The 19359-nt window shown below is 63.4% G+C and carries 13 protein-coding genes; 8 read left to right on the top strand and 5 right to left on the bottom strand.

Annotation, left to right across the window (positions count from 1 at the left end):
* Positions 1-62: 62 nt before the first annotated feature.
* From NKJ28_RS05370 to mtnK, 3 genes are all read right to left on the bottom strand, one after another.
* Complete coding sequence (locus NKJ28_RS05370) at positions 63-947, bottom strand: helix-turn-helix domain-containing protein (RefSeq protein WP_352590261.1); 885 nt, start codon at positions 945-947, stop codon at positions 63-65.
* 181 nt (positions 948-1128) lie between these two features.
* A complete protein-coding gene (mtnA, locus tag NKJ28_RS05365; RefSeq protein WP_352455228.1) occupies positions 1129-2223 on the bottom strand; it encodes an S-methyl-5-thioribose-1-phosphate isomerase in 1095 nt (364 codons plus the stop codon).
* Positions 2220-3491, bottom strand: coding sequence for an S-methyl-5-thioribose kinase (gene mtnK, locus NKJ28_RS05360; RefSeq protein ID WP_352590258.1), 1272 nt, complete (start codon positions 3489-3491; stop codon positions 2220-2222). Before mtnK ends, mtnA begins: the two co-directional genes overlap by 4 nt.
* A gap of 135 nt (positions 3492-3626) precedes the next feature.
* Between mtnK and NKJ28_RS05355 the strand changes: the two genes are divergently transcribed.
* From NKJ28_RS05355 to NKJ28_RS05345, 3 genes are all read left to right on the top strand, one after another.
* Positions 3627-5138, top strand: coding sequence for a sugar ABC transporter ATP-binding protein (locus NKJ28_RS05355; RefSeq protein WP_352590255.1), 1512 nt, complete (start codon positions 3627-3629; stop codon positions 5136-5138).
* Between the two features lie 83 nt (positions 5139-5221).
* Positions 5222-6217, top strand: coding sequence for an ABC transporter permease (locus NKJ28_RS05350; RefSeq protein ID WP_023676003.1), 996 nt, complete (start codon positions 5222-5224; stop codon positions 6215-6217).
* Between the two features lie 47 nt (positions 6218-6264).
* Entirely contained in the window at positions 6265-7320 is a 1056-nt protein-coding gene (locus NKJ28_RS05345; protein WP_023676002.1) for a substrate-binding domain-containing protein, read from the top strand.
* Positions 7321-7388: 68 nt separating this feature from the next.
* Here the strand turns inward: NKJ28_RS05345 and NKJ28_RS05340 are convergent, their stop codons facing one another.
* The gene (locus NKJ28_RS05340) at positions 7389-9443 is read right to left on the bottom strand and encodes a bifunctional aldolase/short-chain dehydrogenase (RefSeq protein ID WP_352634406.1); all 2055 of its coding nucleotides are present in this window, start codon (positions 9441-9443) and stop codon (positions 7389-7391) included.
* Positions 9444-9528: 85 nt separating this feature from the next.
* Positions 9529-10494, bottom strand: coding sequence for a sugar-binding transcriptional regulator (locus tag NKJ28_RS05335; RefSeq protein WP_352590243.1), 966 nt, complete (start codon positions 10492-10494; stop codon positions 9529-9531).
* A 188-nt stretch (positions 10495-10682) separates the two neighbouring features.
* Here NKJ28_RS05335 and NKJ28_RS05330 point away from each other — a divergent pair, with 188 nt between their 5' ends.
* The 5 genes from NKJ28_RS05330 to NKJ28_RS05310 all read left to right on the top strand — a co-directional run bounded on the left by NKJ28_RS05330 (position 10683) and on the right by NKJ28_RS05310 (position 19292).
* On the top strand, positions 10683-12323 hold the full coding sequence (locus tag NKJ28_RS05330) for an acyl-CoA synthetase (protein ID WP_352634404.1): 1641 nt from the start codon (positions 10683-10685) through the stop codon (positions 12321-12323).
* A 236-nt stretch (positions 12324-12559) separates the two neighbouring features.
* Positions 12560-13168, top strand: a complete 609-nt coding sequence (locus NKJ28_RS05325; RefSeq protein ID WP_352590238.1) for a TetR/AcrR family transcriptional regulator — start codon at positions 12560-12562, stop codon at positions 13166-13168.
* A gap of 62 nt (positions 13169-13230) precedes the next feature.
* A complete protein-coding gene (locus NKJ28_RS05320) occupies positions 13231-14379 on the top strand; it encodes an efflux RND transporter periplasmic adaptor subunit (RefSeq protein ID WP_352634402.1) in 1149 nt (382 codons plus the stop codon).
* A gap of 208 nt (positions 14380-14587) precedes the next feature.
* Positions 14588-17728, top strand: a complete 3141-nt coding sequence (locus tag NKJ28_RS05315) for an efflux RND transporter permease subunit (RefSeq protein WP_352634400.1) — start codon at positions 14588-14590, stop codon at positions 17726-17728.
* A 70-nt stretch (positions 17729-17798) separates the two neighbouring features.
* Positions 17799-19292 carry an aldehyde dehydrogenase family protein gene (locus NKJ28_RS05310; protein WP_352590229.1) on the top strand — a complete coding sequence of 498 codons (1494 nt, stop codon included), beginning with the start codon at positions 17799-17801 and terminating at the stop codon, positions 19290-19292.
* Positions 19293-19359: the final 67 nt, after the last annotated feature.

Genomic DNA, 19359 nt, shown 5'->3' with positions numbered 1-19359 from the left:
CCCAACGACACTGGAGGTGGGAGTGCGGGCGGCGGCTTTCTTTCAAGAAACCGGCGGCACTATCAGGATTCTGGAGAAGAATTCACCCGATAGGCACGAGGCGTCATGCCCCTCAGACGTCGGAAGGTCGTGGTGAAGTGGCTCTGGCTTGAGAAGCCGAGCCGAAAGGCAATGACACCGATCGACAAACCCGTTTCGCGCAGCAGCACCTCCGCTCGCCGCACCCGTTCCTCGATCACATAGGCGTAGGGTGCAAGGCCGGTCGTCGCCTTGAAGCGACGCGCAAAACTGTCGACGGCCATGCCCGCGGCGGCTGCCAGCTCGCTTAGCGAAATGTCGGAATTCATATGCGCATCGATGTAATCCCGAACGCGACCAAGTGCCCGGCGGCTGAGACAGCCGTGACGTACAAACCGCGGTTGCTCCCGGCTCAGGTTGGCCACGCGGAGACTGACGAGGGCGACCAGATGCTCGACATAGGCAGTGTCTGGCTTGTGGCCGAGTGCCATCTCGTCACGAAGCGAACTCAGCAGCGTGGCGACGACCGCGTCTTTCTTGTTTACCAGTATAGGCAGGTTCCTCAGGCGTTCGCATCCGGGAAGCCCGATATCGGGATCGATCCACAGGGCTGAATAGGAGAGGTTTACATCGCGATAGAAGCCCTGTCGTTCCGCGCCTGCCGGGACGAAGGTGAGGGCTCCGGGACGGTCCATTCCGTCGTAAAGGGATCGTGCCTCGTGCCGGATGGATGTCTGGGACGTGCCGCCTTCTTCGGTCAGCACGATCAGATGATGAGGGGCTGTCCAGCGGAGCTCCGCCTCCCGGCACGCCCACCGCCGGTTGTCGAAGACGATCGAGGAGCTGACCCATGACGCGGTTTGCAGGGGCTCCGACTTCTCGTCCTGGCTCCGAACCCGTCCGTCACCAAGCAATGGTCTGAATGACATCGCGGTATCCCGCTGGTTCACTCGCCGAGCCGTGGGCAACCCCGGCTTCGAGCGTTGGGCGCCGCCCCGCCGCTACGCATACGGCCGTCCATGTGGGACAGGCAACGGGCGTTTTTAACCGTGCCGTGTTCAAGAAATCGTGAGATCAGGCAAATCCGGAGCGCCCTCTCGGCAAAGCGGATCATCCGCGCTCGGGAAACATCGCCCTCAGGCCTTCGCGCGAGGCCGTAGCGACACCGCGTTCGGTGATCAAGCCGGTGACCAGCCGCGCCGGCGTCACGTCGAAGGCCGGATTGGCCGCCGGCGTGGCTTCCGGCGATACGCGGACCTGGGCGATCTCGCCGGAAGCGGTCTTGCCCCAGACCAGTGAGACCTCGTCGGGCGAGCGCTGTTCGATCGGGATGTCGGCCAGCCCGTCGCCCACGGTCCAGTCGATCGTCGGCGACGGCAGCGCGACATAGAACGGCACGTCGTTGTCGTCGGCGGCGAGCGCCTTGAGATAGGTACCGATCTTATTGCAGACATCGCCGTCGGCGGTGGTCCTGTCGGTGCCGACGACGACCATGTCGATCTGGCCGCGCTGCATCAGATGGCCGCCGGCATTGTCGACGATCAGCGTATGCGGCACGCCGTGGCCCGCCATCTCCCAGGCGGTCAATTGGGCACCCTGGTTGCGGGGTCGTGTTTCGTCGACATAGACATGGACTGGAATGCCGGCTTCCGTCGCCAGATAGATCGGCGCGGTGGCGGTGCCGTAGTCGACCGTGGCCAGCCAGCCGGCGTTGCAGTGGGTCAGAATATTGACCGGTTCGCCCGGCTGCTTGCGCGCCGCGATCGCCTTGATGATTTCGAGCCCATGGGCGCCGATGGCGCGGTTGAGGCCGACATCCTCGTCGGCGATCTCGCCGGCACGCCGATAGGCAGCCGCGGCACGTTCTGCCAGGGGAAGCGTCAGCAGGAAGCGCTGCATTTCGTTCAGCGCCCAGCGCAAATTGATCGCCGTCGGGCGCGTTTCGTGCAAGGTTGCCCAGACGGCGTCGAGTGCTGCATCCGACGGATCGTCGGCCATCTGCATGGCGACGCCATAGGCCGCGGTGACGCCGATCAGCGGCGCCCCGCGCACCCACATGTCGCGGATTGCCGTGGCGATGCCGGCGACGGTATCGATCTTTTCGATGCGGAAATCATGCGGCAGCCAGCGCTGGTCGATGATCTCCACCGAACGCCCGTCGTCACTCGGCCAGATGGTGCGGTAGTGGCGGTCGCCGACGTTCAAATCCTGCTCTCCCGTTCGATCAGCGCGGCCAACCGGTTGACCTCGTCGATGCTGTGGATCTGGCGCCGGTTGACGGCGAGGTGACGGCCGAATTTCAGCGCCTTTGCCTCACATCTGGCGCGCAGATCCGGATCGGCAATAGTCTCGAAATCGGCATTGTGGGCAAGTCCGAGAATTCGCCGGTGAACCTCGACGCCGGCAAAGCCAAGCAGATCGGTCCAGATCGAATGCAGCATGTGGTCTAGCGCCTGCTCGGCGCCAAGCCTGTCGCCCTGATCTTCGAATAGGCTCTTCTGGTAGAGCATGCCGGTACGCTCGGTTCGCCACAGATGCGAGAACTCGGCGCGAAACACCGACCATGTCTCGACCGTAACGCCGAGCAGATAGTCACGCATGGCGTCGCGGCTTCCGTCCTGTTCATGGCCGCGCTGCGAGAAGAACGCCATCCAGAAATTGGCGAGCAGCATGCCGACGTCGAAGGCGATCGGCCCGTAGAAAGCGAATTCGGGGTCGATCATCCGCGTTTCGGTGTCGGTGACCATGATCGAGCCGGAATGCAGGTCGCCATGCAGCAGCGTCTCGGCATTGGCAGCGAAGATGTGCTTCATGCGCTGCGCCTCGACCTTGAGGTCGCGGTCGGCGCGCAGCTCGGCGACAATGCCATCGAGCTGCGGGCTGGTGTGCCGGTTCATCTTGGCATCGAAATACGGATCCGAGAAAACCAGGTTCTCGGTGATGTCGCAGAGTTCGACATTGTCGGCGAACAGTGCCAGATCGGCCTTGCGGTCCTTGGTCGCCATATGCAGGTCGGAGCCGCGAAACAACGTGTGGGCCATGAACAAGCCGATGTCTGTCGCGATATTGGGCAATTGCCGGCCTTCGATCAGCGCCCGCCGCAGGATAATGTGCGGCGACAGATACTCCATGATGATCAGCGCCTGGCCTTCGTCGAAGTGATAGATATCGGGCACCGAACCCGGCGCCCGCGCCTGTTGCCGCGTCAGCGCATGGTATTCGAAGAAGGAGCGTTTTAGCGGCAGCGGCCAGCTGTCGCCGACCAGCCGGACGTAGGGCAGGGCCTGCTTGACGACGGCCGCACCCTCAGCACCCTCGACGATGAACACCAGGTTCAGATTGCCGTCGCCGACTTCACGAACCTTCCACTGGCTCGTATCCTTGCCGATCTGCGAACACAGGGGCTCGTTGGCACCGAGACGGCCCGCCAGTGTCTCGACCGACAGTGCTTCGAACGGCGATTTCCCAGTCATCCTCACCTCCCGCTCATGTGCTCCGATGATAGCGGAGCCAACGCGGTCGGGCCAAGCTAGGAAGCCTGCTGGCAATTGTCAATCGTGTTGACAATTGCCGATATAGCCCATAGCGTCATGGTCAGGGAGGAACGAATGGGCAATGATGCCGTGTTCCGCGTCGACGGCCTGAGGAAATCCTTTGGCCATATCGAGGTGCTTGGCGGCGTCTCGCTCGAATTGCATGCCGGCGAAGTGACCGTGCTGATGGGCGCCAACGGCGCCGGCAAATCCACCCTCGTCAAGATCATCAGTGGCGTCTACGACCATGGCGGCGGCTCGATGTCGCTTGCCGGTCATGAGTTCGACCCGAAAACGCCGGCGGAGGCGATCCGCGCCGGCGTCGTTACCGTCCACCAGAACATCAATGACGGTGTCGTCGCAGACCTCGACGTCGCCACCAATCTTACCCTCGACAGGTTGAGCGGCAGCGGCGTGCCGACCCTGTTCAATCCAGGCCGGGTGCGTCGCGAGGCAAAGGCGGTGGCCGACCGCATGGGACTGGCCATGGACCTCAAGGCCCGGATCAGCGATCTCTCTCTGGCCGACCGCCAGATGGTGGCGATCGCCCGCGCCATGGCGCACCGGCCGAAAGTGCTGATCCTCGACGAGCCGACTTCCTCGCTGTCCAGCGCCGAGGCCGACCGGCTGTTCGCATTGCTCGACCGGCTTCGCCAGCAAGGCGTGGCCATCCTCTACATTTCGCACCGTATGTCTGACATCAGGCGGCTTGCCGATCGCATCATTTCGATGCGCGATGGGGTCATCTCAGGCATCTTCGACAAGAAGCCGCTGGATTACGAAGGTGCGGTCAACGCCATGCTCGGCCGCAAGATCCAGCTCGAGCGGATCGTCGCCAGGAATTCGGCCAAAGCAATTTTTGCCACGGACGGGTTGCGGGTTGCAGAAGGCGCCCGGCCGATTTCGCTGACCCTCGGCGACGGCGAGGTCGTTGCCATCACCGGCCTCGTCGGCGTCGGCAAGACCGCGCTCGCCGAGACGCTGTTCGGCCTGCGCCAGCCGCTGGGCGGGACCATGATGCTGAACGGGAAACCCTATGCGCCGGCATCGACCGGCGAAGCGATTGCCGCCGGTGTGTTTCTCGTCGCCAAGGACCGGGGCGAAAACGGCATCGTCGGCGACTTCAACGTCCAGGAGAATATCAGCCTGCCGTTCCACAGGCGCATGTCGCGTCTCGGCGTCCTCAAGCGCCGTATCGAACGCGCCATTGCTCGCCAGCAGATCCAGGAGTTGGGCATCGTCTGTCGCTCCGAGAGGGACGAGATGGCGTCGCTTTCCGGTGGCAATCAGCAGAAGGTGATGGTCGCCCGCTGGATGTCGCAGGCGGCAAGGCTTTTCATCCTCGACGAGCCGTTTCAAGGTGTGGACATCTCGGCCAGACGCGATATCGCCGCCAAGCTGCGGACCAGCGCCCACGGCCGCGCGACGCTGCTGTTCGTCACCGAACTCGACGAAGCCCTGGAGACGGCCGATCGCATCCTGGTGATGTCGGAGCAGACGATCGTCGGCGAGCACCGCAATACCGATGTCGATCTCGAGCGTCTGCTGGCCGAAGTGGCGGGCGGGCCTTTGCACAGCGCAGCCTGAGAGCGGGAAGACGATGAGAATTGGAATGGAGAGGGCATGAATTCGGGTCGGATAAAGACGGTGCCAGCGTGCGGGAGCGCTGAATGATCCTGCGCGACAATGCTATTCGCTACGGCTTCATCGTTCTGTTGTTCGGGCTGATCGCCTATTTCGCTGTTGCCGCCGATGGTTTCGTCTCGCCGCAAAGCGCCGTCTTCATCTTCCAGTCGGTCGCCATCACCGGTGTTCTGGCGCTCGGCGTCACCGCCACGCTGGTCGTCGGCGGCTTCGACCTGTCGATCGGCTCTGTCGCCACCAGCGCCATGATGGCGGCTGCCTATGTCATGGTGGTGCTGGGGCAGAACGCCGTCGTGGCGGTCGTCGTCTGTCTTGTGATCGGCGCCGTCGTCGGCCTGATCAATGGCTGGCTGATCGTCTATATGCGGGTTCCGGACCTTTTGGCGACGCTCGGCATGATGTTCCTGCTTGTCGGCCTGCAGCGCATACCGACCGAGGGCCGTTCGATCGCCACTGGCATGACCATGCCCGACGGCTCGGTCGCCAACGGCAGTTTCGGCGCCGCGTTCCTGGCGCTTGGCCGCCATCGCTTCGATTTCTTCATCCCGAACCTCATTCCGGTGTCGGTCGTCGTCCTGCTCGTGCTGGCGGTGCTGATCTGGTTCTTTCTCGAATACACGCGTTTCGGGCGCATGATGTATGCGGTCGGCAGCAACGAACGCGCCGCAGAACTCGCCGGCGCGCCTGTCAAGGCATACAAAATCTGGGCCTATGTGATTTCGGGAGTTTTTGCCTCGATCGGCGGCATTTTGCTCGCTGCCCGGCTTGGACGCGGCGACATCGCCTCGGGTAATAATCTGTTGCTCGACGCGGTGGCTGCGGCACTCATCGGTTACGCGGTTCTCGGCGCCGCCAAGCCGAACGCCTTCGGCACGGCTGTCGGCGCGGTGTTTGTCGGCGTGCTGTTGCAGGGCCTGACGATGATGAACGCGCCTTACTACACGCAGGATTTCGTCAAGGGCGTGGTTCTCGTGGTCGCCCTTGTCTTTACCTTCGCCCTTTCCGGCAGGGGCAGGAGATAGGGGTTCGACCGGGTCACATTTTGGGTTCAACAAGTGGAGGAAACGACGTGAACATCACAAGAAGGCTTTTAGGGAAGGCAGCGCTCGGGCTTGCCGGCGCAACATTGCTTATGCAGTTGCCGGCGATGGCGCAGGACAGGCCGGCGCCGTTCGACAAGCCGGGCGCCGTCAAGATAGCGCTGGTCCGCTATCTCTCGACTGGCGACTTCTTCCAGGCGTATCTGTCCGGCGTCGAGGCGCAGGCCAAGGCACTCGGTGTCGACCTGCGCGTGCTCGACAGCCGCCAGGACGCGGCGCTTCAGGCGGACATGGTCGACCAGGCCATCGCGCTCGGCGTCCAGGGCATCATCATCCAGCACGGCCTGACGGAATCGATGAAGGACGCCGCCCAGCGCGCGGTCGAGGCCGGCATCAAGGTCGTCGCCTTCGACGTCAATGTCGAAAACCCCAAGATCCCGCAGATCGAGCAATCCGACCGCGACCTCGCGCGCCTGGCGCTCGAACAGGCGGTCAAGGACAATGGCGAGAGCTGGAAGGCCGGCTATGTCTATGTCGCCGGCATCGCGCCGCTCGACCGCCGCAACGAGACCTGGGTCGAATTCAAGAAGAAATATTCGGGCATCAACGAAGCCGCCATGTTCGGCACGCTCGACAATCCGATCGCCAATTCGGTCGCCAACCAGGCCCGTTCGGTGCTATCGGCCCACCCCGACATCAAGGTGATGTTCGCGCCCTATGACGAATTCGCCAAGGGCGTGAAGATCGCGGTCGACGAAGCCGGACTGAACAAGGACATCAAGATCTATTCGGCCGACATCTCGACCTCGGACATCGCCGCGATGCGCGAGCCGGACAGCGCCTGGGCGGCAACCGCCGCCACCAACCCGGCCGTCGTCGGCCAGGTCTCGGTGCGTGCGCTGGCGCAGCTGTTGGCCGGTGAAGATCCCGGCCACAACGTCATTGTACCGCCGACGCTGATCACCCAGAAGGACCTCGTCGACAAGGACATCAAGAACATGGAAGACCTCTCGGCCAAGCTGCCGCAATTCGCCCATGCCGACGTCGCGATGCCGGCCTGGATGCCGAACCCGAACGCGAAGTAGTCTTTCGCTATAGGCAAAGGAAAAGAGCGGCTCGCGGGCCGCTCTTTTTGTTGGTCCGGTGTTTAGATCTACCTCAACGCCGCCGCGATGTTGCCGCCATCGACCGTCGTCACATCGGCGGTGGTCCGCTCGGCCAGCGCCTGATGCAGGAAGGCTTGGGCGACGTCTTCTGCCGTCACTTCCTGGCCGAGCAGGTTGCCGGACATGTACTCCTTCTCCGACACGCCGCGTGCGCCCGAGCGGCTGGCGATCATGGCATCGGTCAACAGCCCCGAACGGATGCGGTCGGCGTTGACGGCATTGGAGCGGATGCCATGGGCGCCGTAGTCGAGCGCATATTGCCTGGACAAAAACAACGTTGCCGCCTTGGGAATGCCATAGGCGCCGAACTTCGGCCCCGGATTGACCGCCTGCTTGGAGGTGTTGAACAACAGCACGCCGCCGGTGCCCTGTTCCAGCATGATGCGCACGGCATTCTGCGCCGCCGACTGATGGGCGAAGAAATTGAGTTCGAAGCTTTTGCGCAAGGTGGCGTCGTCGAGCTCGCCGATCCGGCCCTCCCAGGCAGCACCGGCATTGGACACGAGAATGTCGAGGCCGCCGTAGACGTCGACCGCTTTGTCGAAGGCGGCGCGCATCTGCGCCGGATCGGTGATGTCGGCGCCAATGCCGATCGAACCGTTGCCGGCCCTTTTTGCCGCCTCGGCAGCCCTTGATCCATCGAGATCGACGACGACGGCATGGGCACCGTTGTCGGCGAACAGCTTTGCCGTGGCAGCACCGATCGCGCCGGCGCCGCCGGTGACCAGCACCACCTGGCCGGTCAGCGGCTTCGGCTTGTTGGAGGCGAGCTTGGCCTGTTCCAGCGACCAGTATTCGAGCGGGAACAGGTCGGCTTTGGAGAGCGGGCGGAAGTCACCGACGGCTTCGGCGCCGCGCACCGCCTCGATCCACATTTCGCCGACGTCCGAGGCAATCTTCGCATCCTTCAGCGTGCGACCGTGGCCGAACATGCCGAGGCCGGGCACCAGCGTCAGCCGCGGCATCGGGTCGAGCATGGTGCGCTTCACGTCGTCGAGCGCATCATTGGTTTCGAAATAGGCGCGATAGTCCTTGGCGAATTTCTCGACATGCTGGCGGATGACGGATTTGTAGTCGCCGACCTTGTCCGCGTCGGGCGCCGGCAGTGCCATCGGTCCGGTTTTGATGCGGATCGACAGGTCAGGTGTCGACACGCCGCGCCCGGCATAGTCGGCAATTTTTGCCGAATTGATGAAATCGACGATCGCATCCGAGGTGCGGAAATCGCTGATCATCCGATCGAAGCGGCCTTCGCCGCGTGCCACCGCCACCGCGCCGCGCAGCATCGGCGCAATCTCCGCAGGCTTCGCCAGCCTGGCCGGCAGTGCCACTTTTTCGGTGCGCGGCTTGCCGTTTCCGGCGATGAAATCCTCGGCGACGTTCACATAATGGATCATCCGGTCATAGGCCTGCCTGGCATCGTCGCCGAAGGTGAAGATGCCGTGCTTGTCTAGGATCAGGCCTTCGACCGTCGGATCGGCGTCGAATACATCGGCGGCCGCCTTGGCCAGATCGAAGCCCGGCATGATGTAAGGCACGAAGCCCATCTTTTCGCCGAACACCTTCCGGCTCAGCGCCTCGCTGTCCTCCTGGTCGACGATGGCCAGGATCGCCGTCGAATGCGTGTGGTCGACGAATTTGTGCGGCAGGAAGGCGTGCAGCAGCGTCTCGACCGACGGATTGGGCGAGGACGGATCGATGAGGTTCGCCCGCTGCAGCGCGACCATGTCCTCGTCGGAGAGCTTCTTGAGCGACCGCGCCTTCAACAGCGCGCCGAGCTTGACCGCCGGCAGGCCCTGCGGCTCGATGACGCCCATGTCCCAGCCGCTGCCCTTGACGCAGAGCACGTCCCATTCGTCGCCGACGAGATCGGTGGCCCTGGTCTTGCACGAGGTGTTGCCGCCGCCATGCAGGACGAGCCGCGGCTCGCCGCCCAGCAGCCTGGTCGTGTAGACGCGCAGCGCCAGGTCGCGGGCCACACCCTTCTTTGCATAGTCGGCGACCAGCTTCTCCGCCTCGCCGTCATTCCACAGGTTCTTCATGTCAGCTTCGTCCGATTTCTCTTTTGTTGTGAACAGGAATACCGCGACGCCTTGATGACAATGCGTCGGCGGCTGAAACTAGGTATCAGGCGACCTCTTCTGCTGCTGCTCCGGCATGGTCGAGCAGCCGCCGCGCCATGCGCGCGCCGACGACGAGATGGGTGCAGAGCCCGCCGGCGATCGCCGCGACGAGCGGTTCGAACTTGCTCTCTTCCTGCACCACCACAAGGCGCTTTCCGATCTGGCGCAGCGATGACAGCTCTGCCGAAATCAGCCGGCGGTTGTAGCTGCAGTCGAGCGCCTGGCCTCGGGCGTCGATGATCTGCCCGGCAATGACGCCGGCCGCACCCGCCTTGCGCAATACAGCCATTTCGCTTGGCGTCAGCGCGCCGCATTTGACCAGATGGCTGTCGGTGTCCACCGAGCCTACCGAATACAGCGCCAGGCCGCATTCGCCGATGCCCGACAATTGCTCGCGGATCACCGGCTCGGCGCGCAGGCCGCGTGCCAGTTCTTCCGTCGTCAGCACCAGCGGCGCGTAGAAATTCAGCCCCTTGGCGTTGAGCCGGCGCGCGATTTCCATCGTGCATTGGTCCGGCCGGTACGAATAGGGGGCGCCCAGATTGCCGCAGAGCTGCACCACGGTGACGTCCTGCAGATCGGCATAGGACATGATGTCGGCGATCGTGTAGATGGTCCGTCCCCAGGCGACGCCGATGCGGTCGCCCTTCCTGATCAGCTCGAGAAAGACGCTTGCCGCCAGCACCGCGATGTCGGTCGAGGGGTCGGCGACATAGCCGTTTTCCGGCGCGATCCAGACCGCGTCGAGCTTCAGCGCGTCTTCCAGCTTGCGTGCCAGCACGTCGTCGGTGAAAAGCTGGGTCGAGGTCGAGATGTTGACGATGCCGGTCTCGCGCGCCTTGCGCAGATACATCGCCACCGAGGCACGGGAAATCTTGAGCTGGCTGGCCACCTGGTCCTGGCGCAGGCCGTGTGCATAGTAAAGCCAGGCGGCCTTGTGGATAAGCTGTTCTGCCGGTCGGATCGCCATGCCATCTCCTTGCTGACATTATTCACGGCTCTCGACAAAAGTCAAATTGGAGGAAGGAATAGATGCGCTTTCGCCGCCGAATCTAGACCATTCTTGTGCCACACGCGGTCTATGATGGCATCGTTGGTGGTGACGGGCCGGAAGCCGGTAGCTAAAGTTCTCGACGAACACATTGCGCGGAGGACGGGATGGGCAATCCCTACGAACAGGACCTAGACAGGAACCCGGCCAACCATCAGCCGCTGACGCCGCTGACCTATTTCGAGCGGGCGGCAAAGACCTTTCCCGATCAGACCGCCATCATCCATGGCCGCCAGCGCACGACCTATCGCGATTTCTGGAAGCGCTCGCTGAGGCTTGCCTCGGCGCTGGCGAAGCGCGGTATCGGCAAGGGCGACACCGTCACCGTCATGCTGTCCAACACACCGCCGATGCTGGAAGCGCATTTCGGCGTGCCGATGACCAGGGCGGTGCTGCATTCGCTCAACACCCGCCTCGACGCCGCCGTCATTGCCTTCCAGCTCGATCACGCCGAAAGCAAGGTGCTGATCGTCGACCGCGAATTCGCCGGCGTGGTCCGGCAAGCGCTGACGCTGGCCAAGGTCAGGCCGCTGCTGATCGATTACGACGATCCCGACTATGCCGCCGATGCGCCCTATCCCAAGGGGGAGCGGATCGGCACGCTGGACTATGAGGCGTTTGTCGCCGACGGCGACGAGGATTTCGCCTGGTCGATGCCGGACGATGAATGGGATGCCATTTCGCTCAACTACACCTCCGGCACGACAGGCAATCCGAAGGGCGTCGTCTGTCACCATCGCGGCGCGGCACTGATGGCCTATGCCAACACCATCCATGCCGGCATGGGCAAGCACCCGGTCTATCTGTGGACGCTGCCGATGTTCCACTGCAATGGCTGGTGCTTTCCCTGGACGCTTGCCGTGCAGGCTGGCACGCATGTCTGCCTGCGCTGGGTGCGGCCGAAGCCGATCTACGACGCCATCGCCGATCACGGCGTCACCCATCTGTGTGGCGCGCCGGTGGTGATGTCGGTGCTGATCAACGCCAGGGACGAGGACAAGCGGCAGTTTCCTCAGACCGTCACCTTCAACACGGCCGCGGCGCCGCCGCCTGAGGCGGTGCTGTCGGGCATGGCCGATGCGGGCTTTGCCGTCACCCATCTCTACGGCCTGACCGAGACCTACGGCCCGGCCGTCGTCAACGAATGGCACGGCGAGTGGGACCGGCTGGAGAAAGGGGCGAGGGCGGCGAAGAAGGCCAGGCAAGGCGTGCGCTACGCCGCGCTCGAAGGCCTGACTGTGATGGACCCGCAGACGATGCAAGAGACGCCGGCCGACGGCGAGACCATCGGCGAGGTGATGTTCCGCGGCAACATCGTCATGAAAGGCTATCTCAAGAACCGCAAGGCGAGCGACGAGGCCTTTGCCGGCGGCTGGTTCCATTCGGGCGACCTCGGCGTCATGCATCCGGACGGCTACATCCAGCTCAAGGACCGTTCCAAGGACATCATCATCTCCGGCGGCGAAAACATCTCCTCGATCGAGGTCGAGGAGGCGCTGTACAAGCATCCCGCCGTCGGCTCCTGCGGCGTTGTCGCCATATCCGACGACAAATGGGGCGAGGTGCCGGTCGCCTATGTCGAGCTGAAGCCGGGCAAGGCGGCGACCGAGGCGGAGGTAATCGAGCACTGCCGCGCGCTGCTCGCCCGCTTCAAGGTGCCGAAAGCGGTGATCTTCGCGGAAATCCCGAAGACTTCGACGGGCAAGATCCAGAAGTTCCGGCTGCGGGAGATGGCAAAGCAGCCTTAGGGCCTGATCCGAAAACGGAACCGATTTCGGAAAGCATCTTTTCAAGATCCTTCGCAAAAAACACGGGGCGGCGTTGCAGGCGCGCCCGGCGGAAACCACATGCGTTTCATGGGCCGACTCCGTCCAGGGATGTCACCATCTGTCATCAGCAGCCAAAATCGTGCCTTGACAGGTGATGGTTTTCAATTTACGAGTGACGAAATTCTAAATTCGTCAGTCGTAAATTGGCCAACGAGATGCTTGAAACCCTAGATACCACCGCCGATTCCGCCCGCCAGGAAAATGTCACGCGCATCCTGGATTGCGCGGAGCGATTGTTTCGCCACTACGGCTACGGCAAGACCAACGTCGCCGACATTGCGCGCGAACTCGGCATGTCGACTGCCAACATCTATCGCTTCTTCGCCTCCAAGGTGGAAATCCACCAGGCGGTTTGCGGCCGTATGCTGGAGACCTGCTACCGGTTGAGCTACGAAGCCTGCCATAGCCCCGGCACCGCCAGCGAGAAGCTCCGCCGCTACGTGCATACGCACTATCAGTGGACGCTGGAAACCATGATCGACCAGGAGAAGGTGCACGAGATGGTCATCGTCGCCATCGAGCGCGATTGGCATGTCATCGAAAAGCACATCGACCGCATCCACGACCTGGTCGCTGAAGTGATCCGCGAGGGCATCGCCACCGGCGAGTTCGTCGATCAGGATCCGGTGGTCGCTTCCCGGTGTTTCGGTGCTGCCATTATCAGCCTCTCTCATCCACAGATGATGGCTCAGTGCCTCGCCAAGAAGAACCGGGCGACGCCGGACGAGCTTACCGAGTTTGCCATCAGAGCCTTGAAGAAATGACCGTTGCCGCCCGTCGGGCGGCGATACCGGCAATTCATCTCCACAGTTCGGGAGTACGAAAAGTGTCTTTGTCCAAGTCCATCACCTACAGGCGACCGGCCGCCGGCCTGGCACTGATTATCGTTGTCGCTCTCGGCCTCGCCGGCTGCTCGCAGGAGAAAGCCGAGGTCACCGAGATCATCCGCCCGGTCAAGGTGGTCGAGATCGCTAAGGCGAGCGATACCCGTCAGCTTTCCTATTCCGGATCGGTGCGTGCCCGCACCGAGATGAATCTCGGTTTTCGCATCAACGGCAAGATCACCGAGCGCCTTGTCGACATCGGTGACCGCGTCAAGCCGGGCGACGTTCTCGCCCGCATCGATCCCACCGACTACGAGCTTTCGGTGAGAAGCGCTCAGGCCAGCCTCGATGCTGCCGACCGTCAGGTCGAGACAGTCGAGCTTACGCGCAAGCGGGCCGAACAGCTCTACGCCAAGAATTTCGCGCCGAAGTCGCAGCTCGAGCAGGCGACGCTCGCCTATAATCAGGCTGTCGCCACGCGAGACTCCGCCCGCTCGCAGCTTGCCCAGGCACAGAACCAGGTCCGCTATACCGATCTCAAGGCGGACAAGAACGGCATCGTCACTGCCGTTGCCGCCGATGTCGGCCAGGTGGTCGGCTCCGGCACGCCGGTGGTGACCGTTGCCATCGACGGCGAGAAGGAAGTCCTGATCGCTGTTCCGGAAACCGATATCGCCGAATTCAAGCCGGGCAAGACCGTCAAGGCTGGCTTCTGGTCCGATGAGGCGCTGACGCTCGACGGCAAGGTCCGCGAAGTCGCCGGCAGCGCCGATCCGCAGTCGCGCACCTTTGCCGTTCGCGTCAGCCTGCCCAACGATTCTCGCGTGCTGCTAGGCATGACCGCCTCCATCGAAGCCGCGGCGGACAACCGGCAGCAACTGGTGTCGATCCCGCTGGCCGCGTTGGCGCAAAAGGACAGCCAATCGATCGTCTGGACAGTCGACCGCAACGGCGGGACCGTCCATGCGCATCCGGTCAAGGTCGCCGCCTTCACCCCCGACGGCGTCAGTGTCGCCGATGGGCTGAAGCCGGGTGACGTCGTCGTCGCCGCCGGCACGCAGTTCATGACCGAGAATCTGAAAGTCAAGCTGACCGGTGATGCGGCGCAACAGTCGGCGTCGGCCGATGACGCTGCAAGGCGCTTGCGCTGACGGCCAGGCAATTCACGGTTTCCGGGCGGCAGGCGCCCCCGATTTTCGAGATCTCAGGTCGATGTAACCCCCACGTCGATCCTCGCGTCCCACCGCGATGTAGATCTCTCAACTCGGAAAGCCACGCCGCCCGGAAGCCCACATCGGAAGTTCCTTGGGCATGCGAAAGCGCGTGCTCTGTTGATCAAATTGAAACGGACTGACGCCGATGACCATCGACACCAATGAAAAGCGGTCTTTCAATCTTTCGCGCTGGGCAATCGGCCATCCGAGCATTGCCCGCTTCCTGTTCGGGCTGATCATCGTGGCCGGTGCGCTCGGCCTGATGCGCATGGGCCAAAAGGAAGACCCCGATTTCACCTTCCGCGTCATGGTCGTCCAGGCGATCTGGCCAGGCTCCTCGATCAAGGAGATGGAGGACCAGGTCGTCAACAAGATCGAGCGCAAGCTGCAGGAAACGCCGCACCTCGATTTCGTCCGCTCCTACACCCGCGCCGGCAGCGCCATCATCACCTTGCAGGTCAAGGGCGACACCAATCCGGCGCAGGTCGCCGATGCTTTCTATCAGGTGCGCAAGAAGGTCGGCGATATCGCCAATGAGCTGCCGCAGGGGCTGCTTGGGCCTTACTTCAATGACGAATTCGGTGACACGTTCATCACCCTGCATTCGATCAGCGGCGACGGCTACAGCTATCCCGAGCTGAAGAAATTCGCCATCCAGGCGCGTGACATGCTGCTGACGACGCCCGGTGTCGAGAAGGCCGTGATCATCGGCGACCAGCCGGAAAAACTCTACATCGACGTTTCATCCAAGGCGCTTGCCGAACGTGGCCTGACGTTGACCGACCTGCAGAATGCGATCCGAGGCCAGAACAATGTCGACCCGGCAGGTTCGGTCGACACCGGCCAGCGTTCGGTGCGCATTTCGGTCGAGGGCGATGTCACCAGGGCGGCCGACATCCGCGAGCTTCGCCTGCGCGCCGGCAACCAGGTGACGCGCCTCGGCGACATCGCCACCGTGACCTCGGGCCTCGAGGATCCGTACCAGCGCAAGTACCGTTTCAACGGACACGACAGCGTCCAGCTCGGCGTCGTCATGGCCAAGGGCTTCAACGTCACCGACGTCGGCAAGGACGTCGAAGCGACCTACAAGCGCTTCGAAGAGGCGCTGCCCTATGGCGTTTCGGTCGATCAGATTTCCGACCAGCCGCATGTCGTGAAGGAGGCGGTGAGCGAGTTCATGGAAGCGCTCGGCGAAGCGCTGCTGATCGTGCTTTTTGTATCGTTCCTGTCGATCGGCTGGCGCTCGGGCCTGGTGATCGCGATCGTCATTCCGCTGGTCCTGGCCGCCACCTTCGCCATCATGTACGAGCTCGGCATCGACCTGCAGCGCATTTCGCTCGGCGCGCTGATCATCGCTCTTGGGCTCTTGGTCGACGACGCGATGATCGTCGTCGAAATGATGGAGCGAAAACTAGAGGAAGGCTTGGTCAAGGTCGAGGCGGCGAGCTTCGCCTACTCCTCGACCGCTTTCCCGATGCTGACCGGCACGCTGATCACGACGGCCGGCTTCATTCCCGTCGGGTTCGCTGCCTCGACCGCCGGCGAATATGTGCGCACCCTTTTTTACGTCGTCGGCATCGCGCTGATCGTGTCCTGGTTCGCGGCGGTCTATTTCACGCCATGGCTCGGCCACATGATCCTGAAGCAGCGCAAGCACGCCGGCAACCATCACGATGTCTTCGACACGCGCTTCTACCGCCGTCTTCGCTCGACCGTTGCATGGGCGGTGCGCCACCGCATCATCGTCCTGGTGATGACGCTGATGACGTTTGCCACCAGCCTGTGGGCGTTCCAGTTCATCCCGCAGAATTTCTTCCCGCAATCGTCGCGCCCGGAAATCCTTGTCGACCTCTGGTTGCCGGAAGGCACCAGCATCAAGGAAGTCGAGACCCAGGCCAAGGCGCTCGAAGCCAGGATGATGGACGACAAGGACAAGCGCTTCATCGCCACCTATATCGGCGAAGGCGCGCCGCGCTTCTTCCTGCCGCTCGACCAGCAGCTTCGCAACCCGAACTTCGCCCAGCTTCTGGTGATGGCCAATGACGAACCAGCCCGCGAGCGGCTGATCGTCAAGCTGCGCACCATCCTGGCCGAGGATTTCCCATCGATCCGCGCCAAGGTCGATCGCCTGTTCCTTGGTCCGCCGACCGGCTGGCCGGTGCAGATGCGCGTCATGGGTCCGGATCGCCAGGAGGTGCGCCGCATCGCCGACGAGGTGAAGGCGAAGTTCCAGGCAAATCCGCTGCTTGGCGCCATCCACGACGACTGGCTGGAGCCGGTGCCGGCGATGAAGCTGGTGATTGACCAGGATCGTGCCCGTGCGCTCGGCGTCACCTCGCAGCGCATCCGCCAGATACTGCAGGCGACCATGTCGGGAGCGCCGCTCGATGACTTCCGCGACGGCGAGGAGACGGTTTCGATCGTCGCCCGTGAGCCGGAGGCAAGCCGTCACCTGCTGTCGGCGGTCGACTCCGTCTACATCCCGACCGATTTCGGTGGCTCCGTGCCGCTGTCGCAGGTCGCCAAGATCGTCCCGGTGCTGGAGCAAGGCGTCGAATGGCGGCGCGACCGCTTGCCGACCATCAGCGTACGCGCCACGCTTCCGGACGGCGTGCAGTCGAACGATGTCGCCATGAAGATGTACAGCGACATGCAGGGCCTGCGCGCCAGCCTCGCCCCCGGCTACAAGATCGAGATCCAGGGCGGCGCCGAGGATGCGGCCGAAAGCCAGGCCTCGATTGCGGCGAAAGCGCCGATCATGCTGGCCGTCATCGTCGTGCTGCTGATGATCCAGCTGCAGCATTTCGGCAAGGCCATGCTGGTGCTGGCGACCGGTCCGCTCGGCATCATCGGCGCGGCGGCGGCACTTTTGATCAGCGGCGCGCCGTTCGGCTTCGTCGCCATCCTCGGTGTCATCGCCCTGCTCGGCATCATCATGCGCAACTCGATCATCCTGGTCGATCAGATCGATCAGGACATCGCCGCCGGCGTAGAGCGTTCCGAGGCCATCATCGGCTCGGCGGTGCGCCGGTTCCGGCCGATCGTGCTGACGGCGCTGACGGCGGTGCTGGCGCTGATCCCGATCTCGCGCGGCGTCTTCTGGGGGCCGCTCGCCTACGCCATGATGGGCGGCATTCTCGTCGCCACGGTGCTGACCATCCTTGTCCTGCCGGCAGCCTATGCGCTGTTCTTCGGCAGGGAGCGCAAGAAGGTGGTGGCAACGGAAGAGGCGGCCAAGGTGGCAGAAGAAAGCGAAAGGCCGCAACTGGCCCTGGCGGCCGAATAGAGCTATTGGCAAATGTGACCTCCGGCGGTTTAATCCGCCCACCAGGCGTAGGCGCCGGAGGAGGACGGTCATGACCATGGCTCAGACAAAGGCACCGCTGCGGCTGCCGATCGACGGGCGCCATCGCCAGATGTTCATCGGCGGCGGCTGGGTCGATGCCCGCTCCGGCCGGACCATGGAGAGCCGCAATCCCGCCACCGGCGCGGTCATCGCCACGGTGCCGCGCGCCGACCGCCAGGACATCGACTTGGCGGTGACTGCTGCGCGCAAGGCGTTCGAGGGCCCGTGGAGCCGGTTCAAGCCTTATGAGCGGCAGGTGCTGCTGCTGAGGATCGCCGACCTCTTCGAAAAGCACTGGGAAGAGATCAGCCGCTCCGACACCACCGACATGGGCATGCCGATCATACGCACCCGCGCCAATCGCAACCGCGTCATCGGCATGCTGCGCTACTATGCCGGCATGGCGACGGCGCTGCACGGCGAGACGATCGACAACTCGCTGCCCGGCGAAATCGTCTCTTTCACCCGCAAGGAGCCGGTCGGCGTCGTCGGCGCCATCATTCCCTGGAACGCGCCAACGGCGGCGTCGATCTGGAAGATCGGCCCGGCGCTGGCGACCGGTTGCACCATCGTGCTGAAACCATCGGAAGAGGCGCCGCTGACGCCGCTTTTGATCGCCGACATCATGAACGAGGCCGGCGTTCCGGAAGGCGTCGTCAACATCGTCACCGGCACCGGCACCGAGGCAGGTGCCGCACTCGCCGAGCATATGGGCGTCGACAAGATCGTCTTCACCGGCTCGACGGCGACCGGCCAGTCGATCGTGCGGGCCTCGGCCGGCAACCTCAAGCGCGTCTCGCTGGAGCTCGGCGGCAAGTCGCCGGTCATCGTCTGCGCCGATGCCGATCTCGACAAGGCGGTGCCGGTGGCGGCGATGTCGGTGTTCGCCAATTCCGGCCAGATCTGCATCGCCGGTTCGCGCCTTTTCGTCGAACGCGCCGTCCATGACGAGTTCGTCGAGCGGCTCGCGGCATACGCCAAGGGTCTCAGGGTCGGCGACGGCATCGACCCGGCGACCGAGATCGGTCCGCTCGTCTCCGAAAAGCAGCTGCAACGGGTCACCGGTTACCTCGAGGCCGGCACCGCGGAAGGGGCGAAACTCGTCACCGGAGGCACCCGGCTTGTGGAAGGCGCACTTGCCGCCGGCAATTTCGTCGCGCCGACTGTCTTTGCCGGCGTCTCGGACGACATGAAGATCGCCCGTGAGGAGATATTCGGGCCGGTGATTTCAGCCTTGCCGTTCGATGCTCTGGACGAGGCGGTCGAGCGGGCCAACAACACGCCTTACGGCCTGGCTGCAGGGGTCTGCACCCAAAATCTCGCCACCGCCCACCAGCTGTCGCGAAAGATCCGCGCCGGCTCGGTCTGGGTCAACACCTATCACGCGATCGATCCGGCCGTGCCCTTCGGTGGCTACAAGATGAGCGGCTACGGCCGCGAGGGCGGCGCCGAGCACCTCGCCGAATATCTCAACACCAAGGGCGTGTTCATCAAGATCGATTGATCGGTCCGCCGCCCGCACAAAAAATGCTCCCCGACGCCGGTTTTGCAAAACAGAATTCCTTCCCATG

It is taken from the genome of Mesorhizobium sp. M0145 (genome assembly GCF_040322355.1).
Taxonomy (GTDB): domain Bacteria; phylum Pseudomonadota; class Alphaproteobacteria; order Rhizobiales; family Rhizobiaceae; genus Mesorhizobium.
This window is presented reverse-complemented; position numbering and strand designations above follow the sequence as displayed.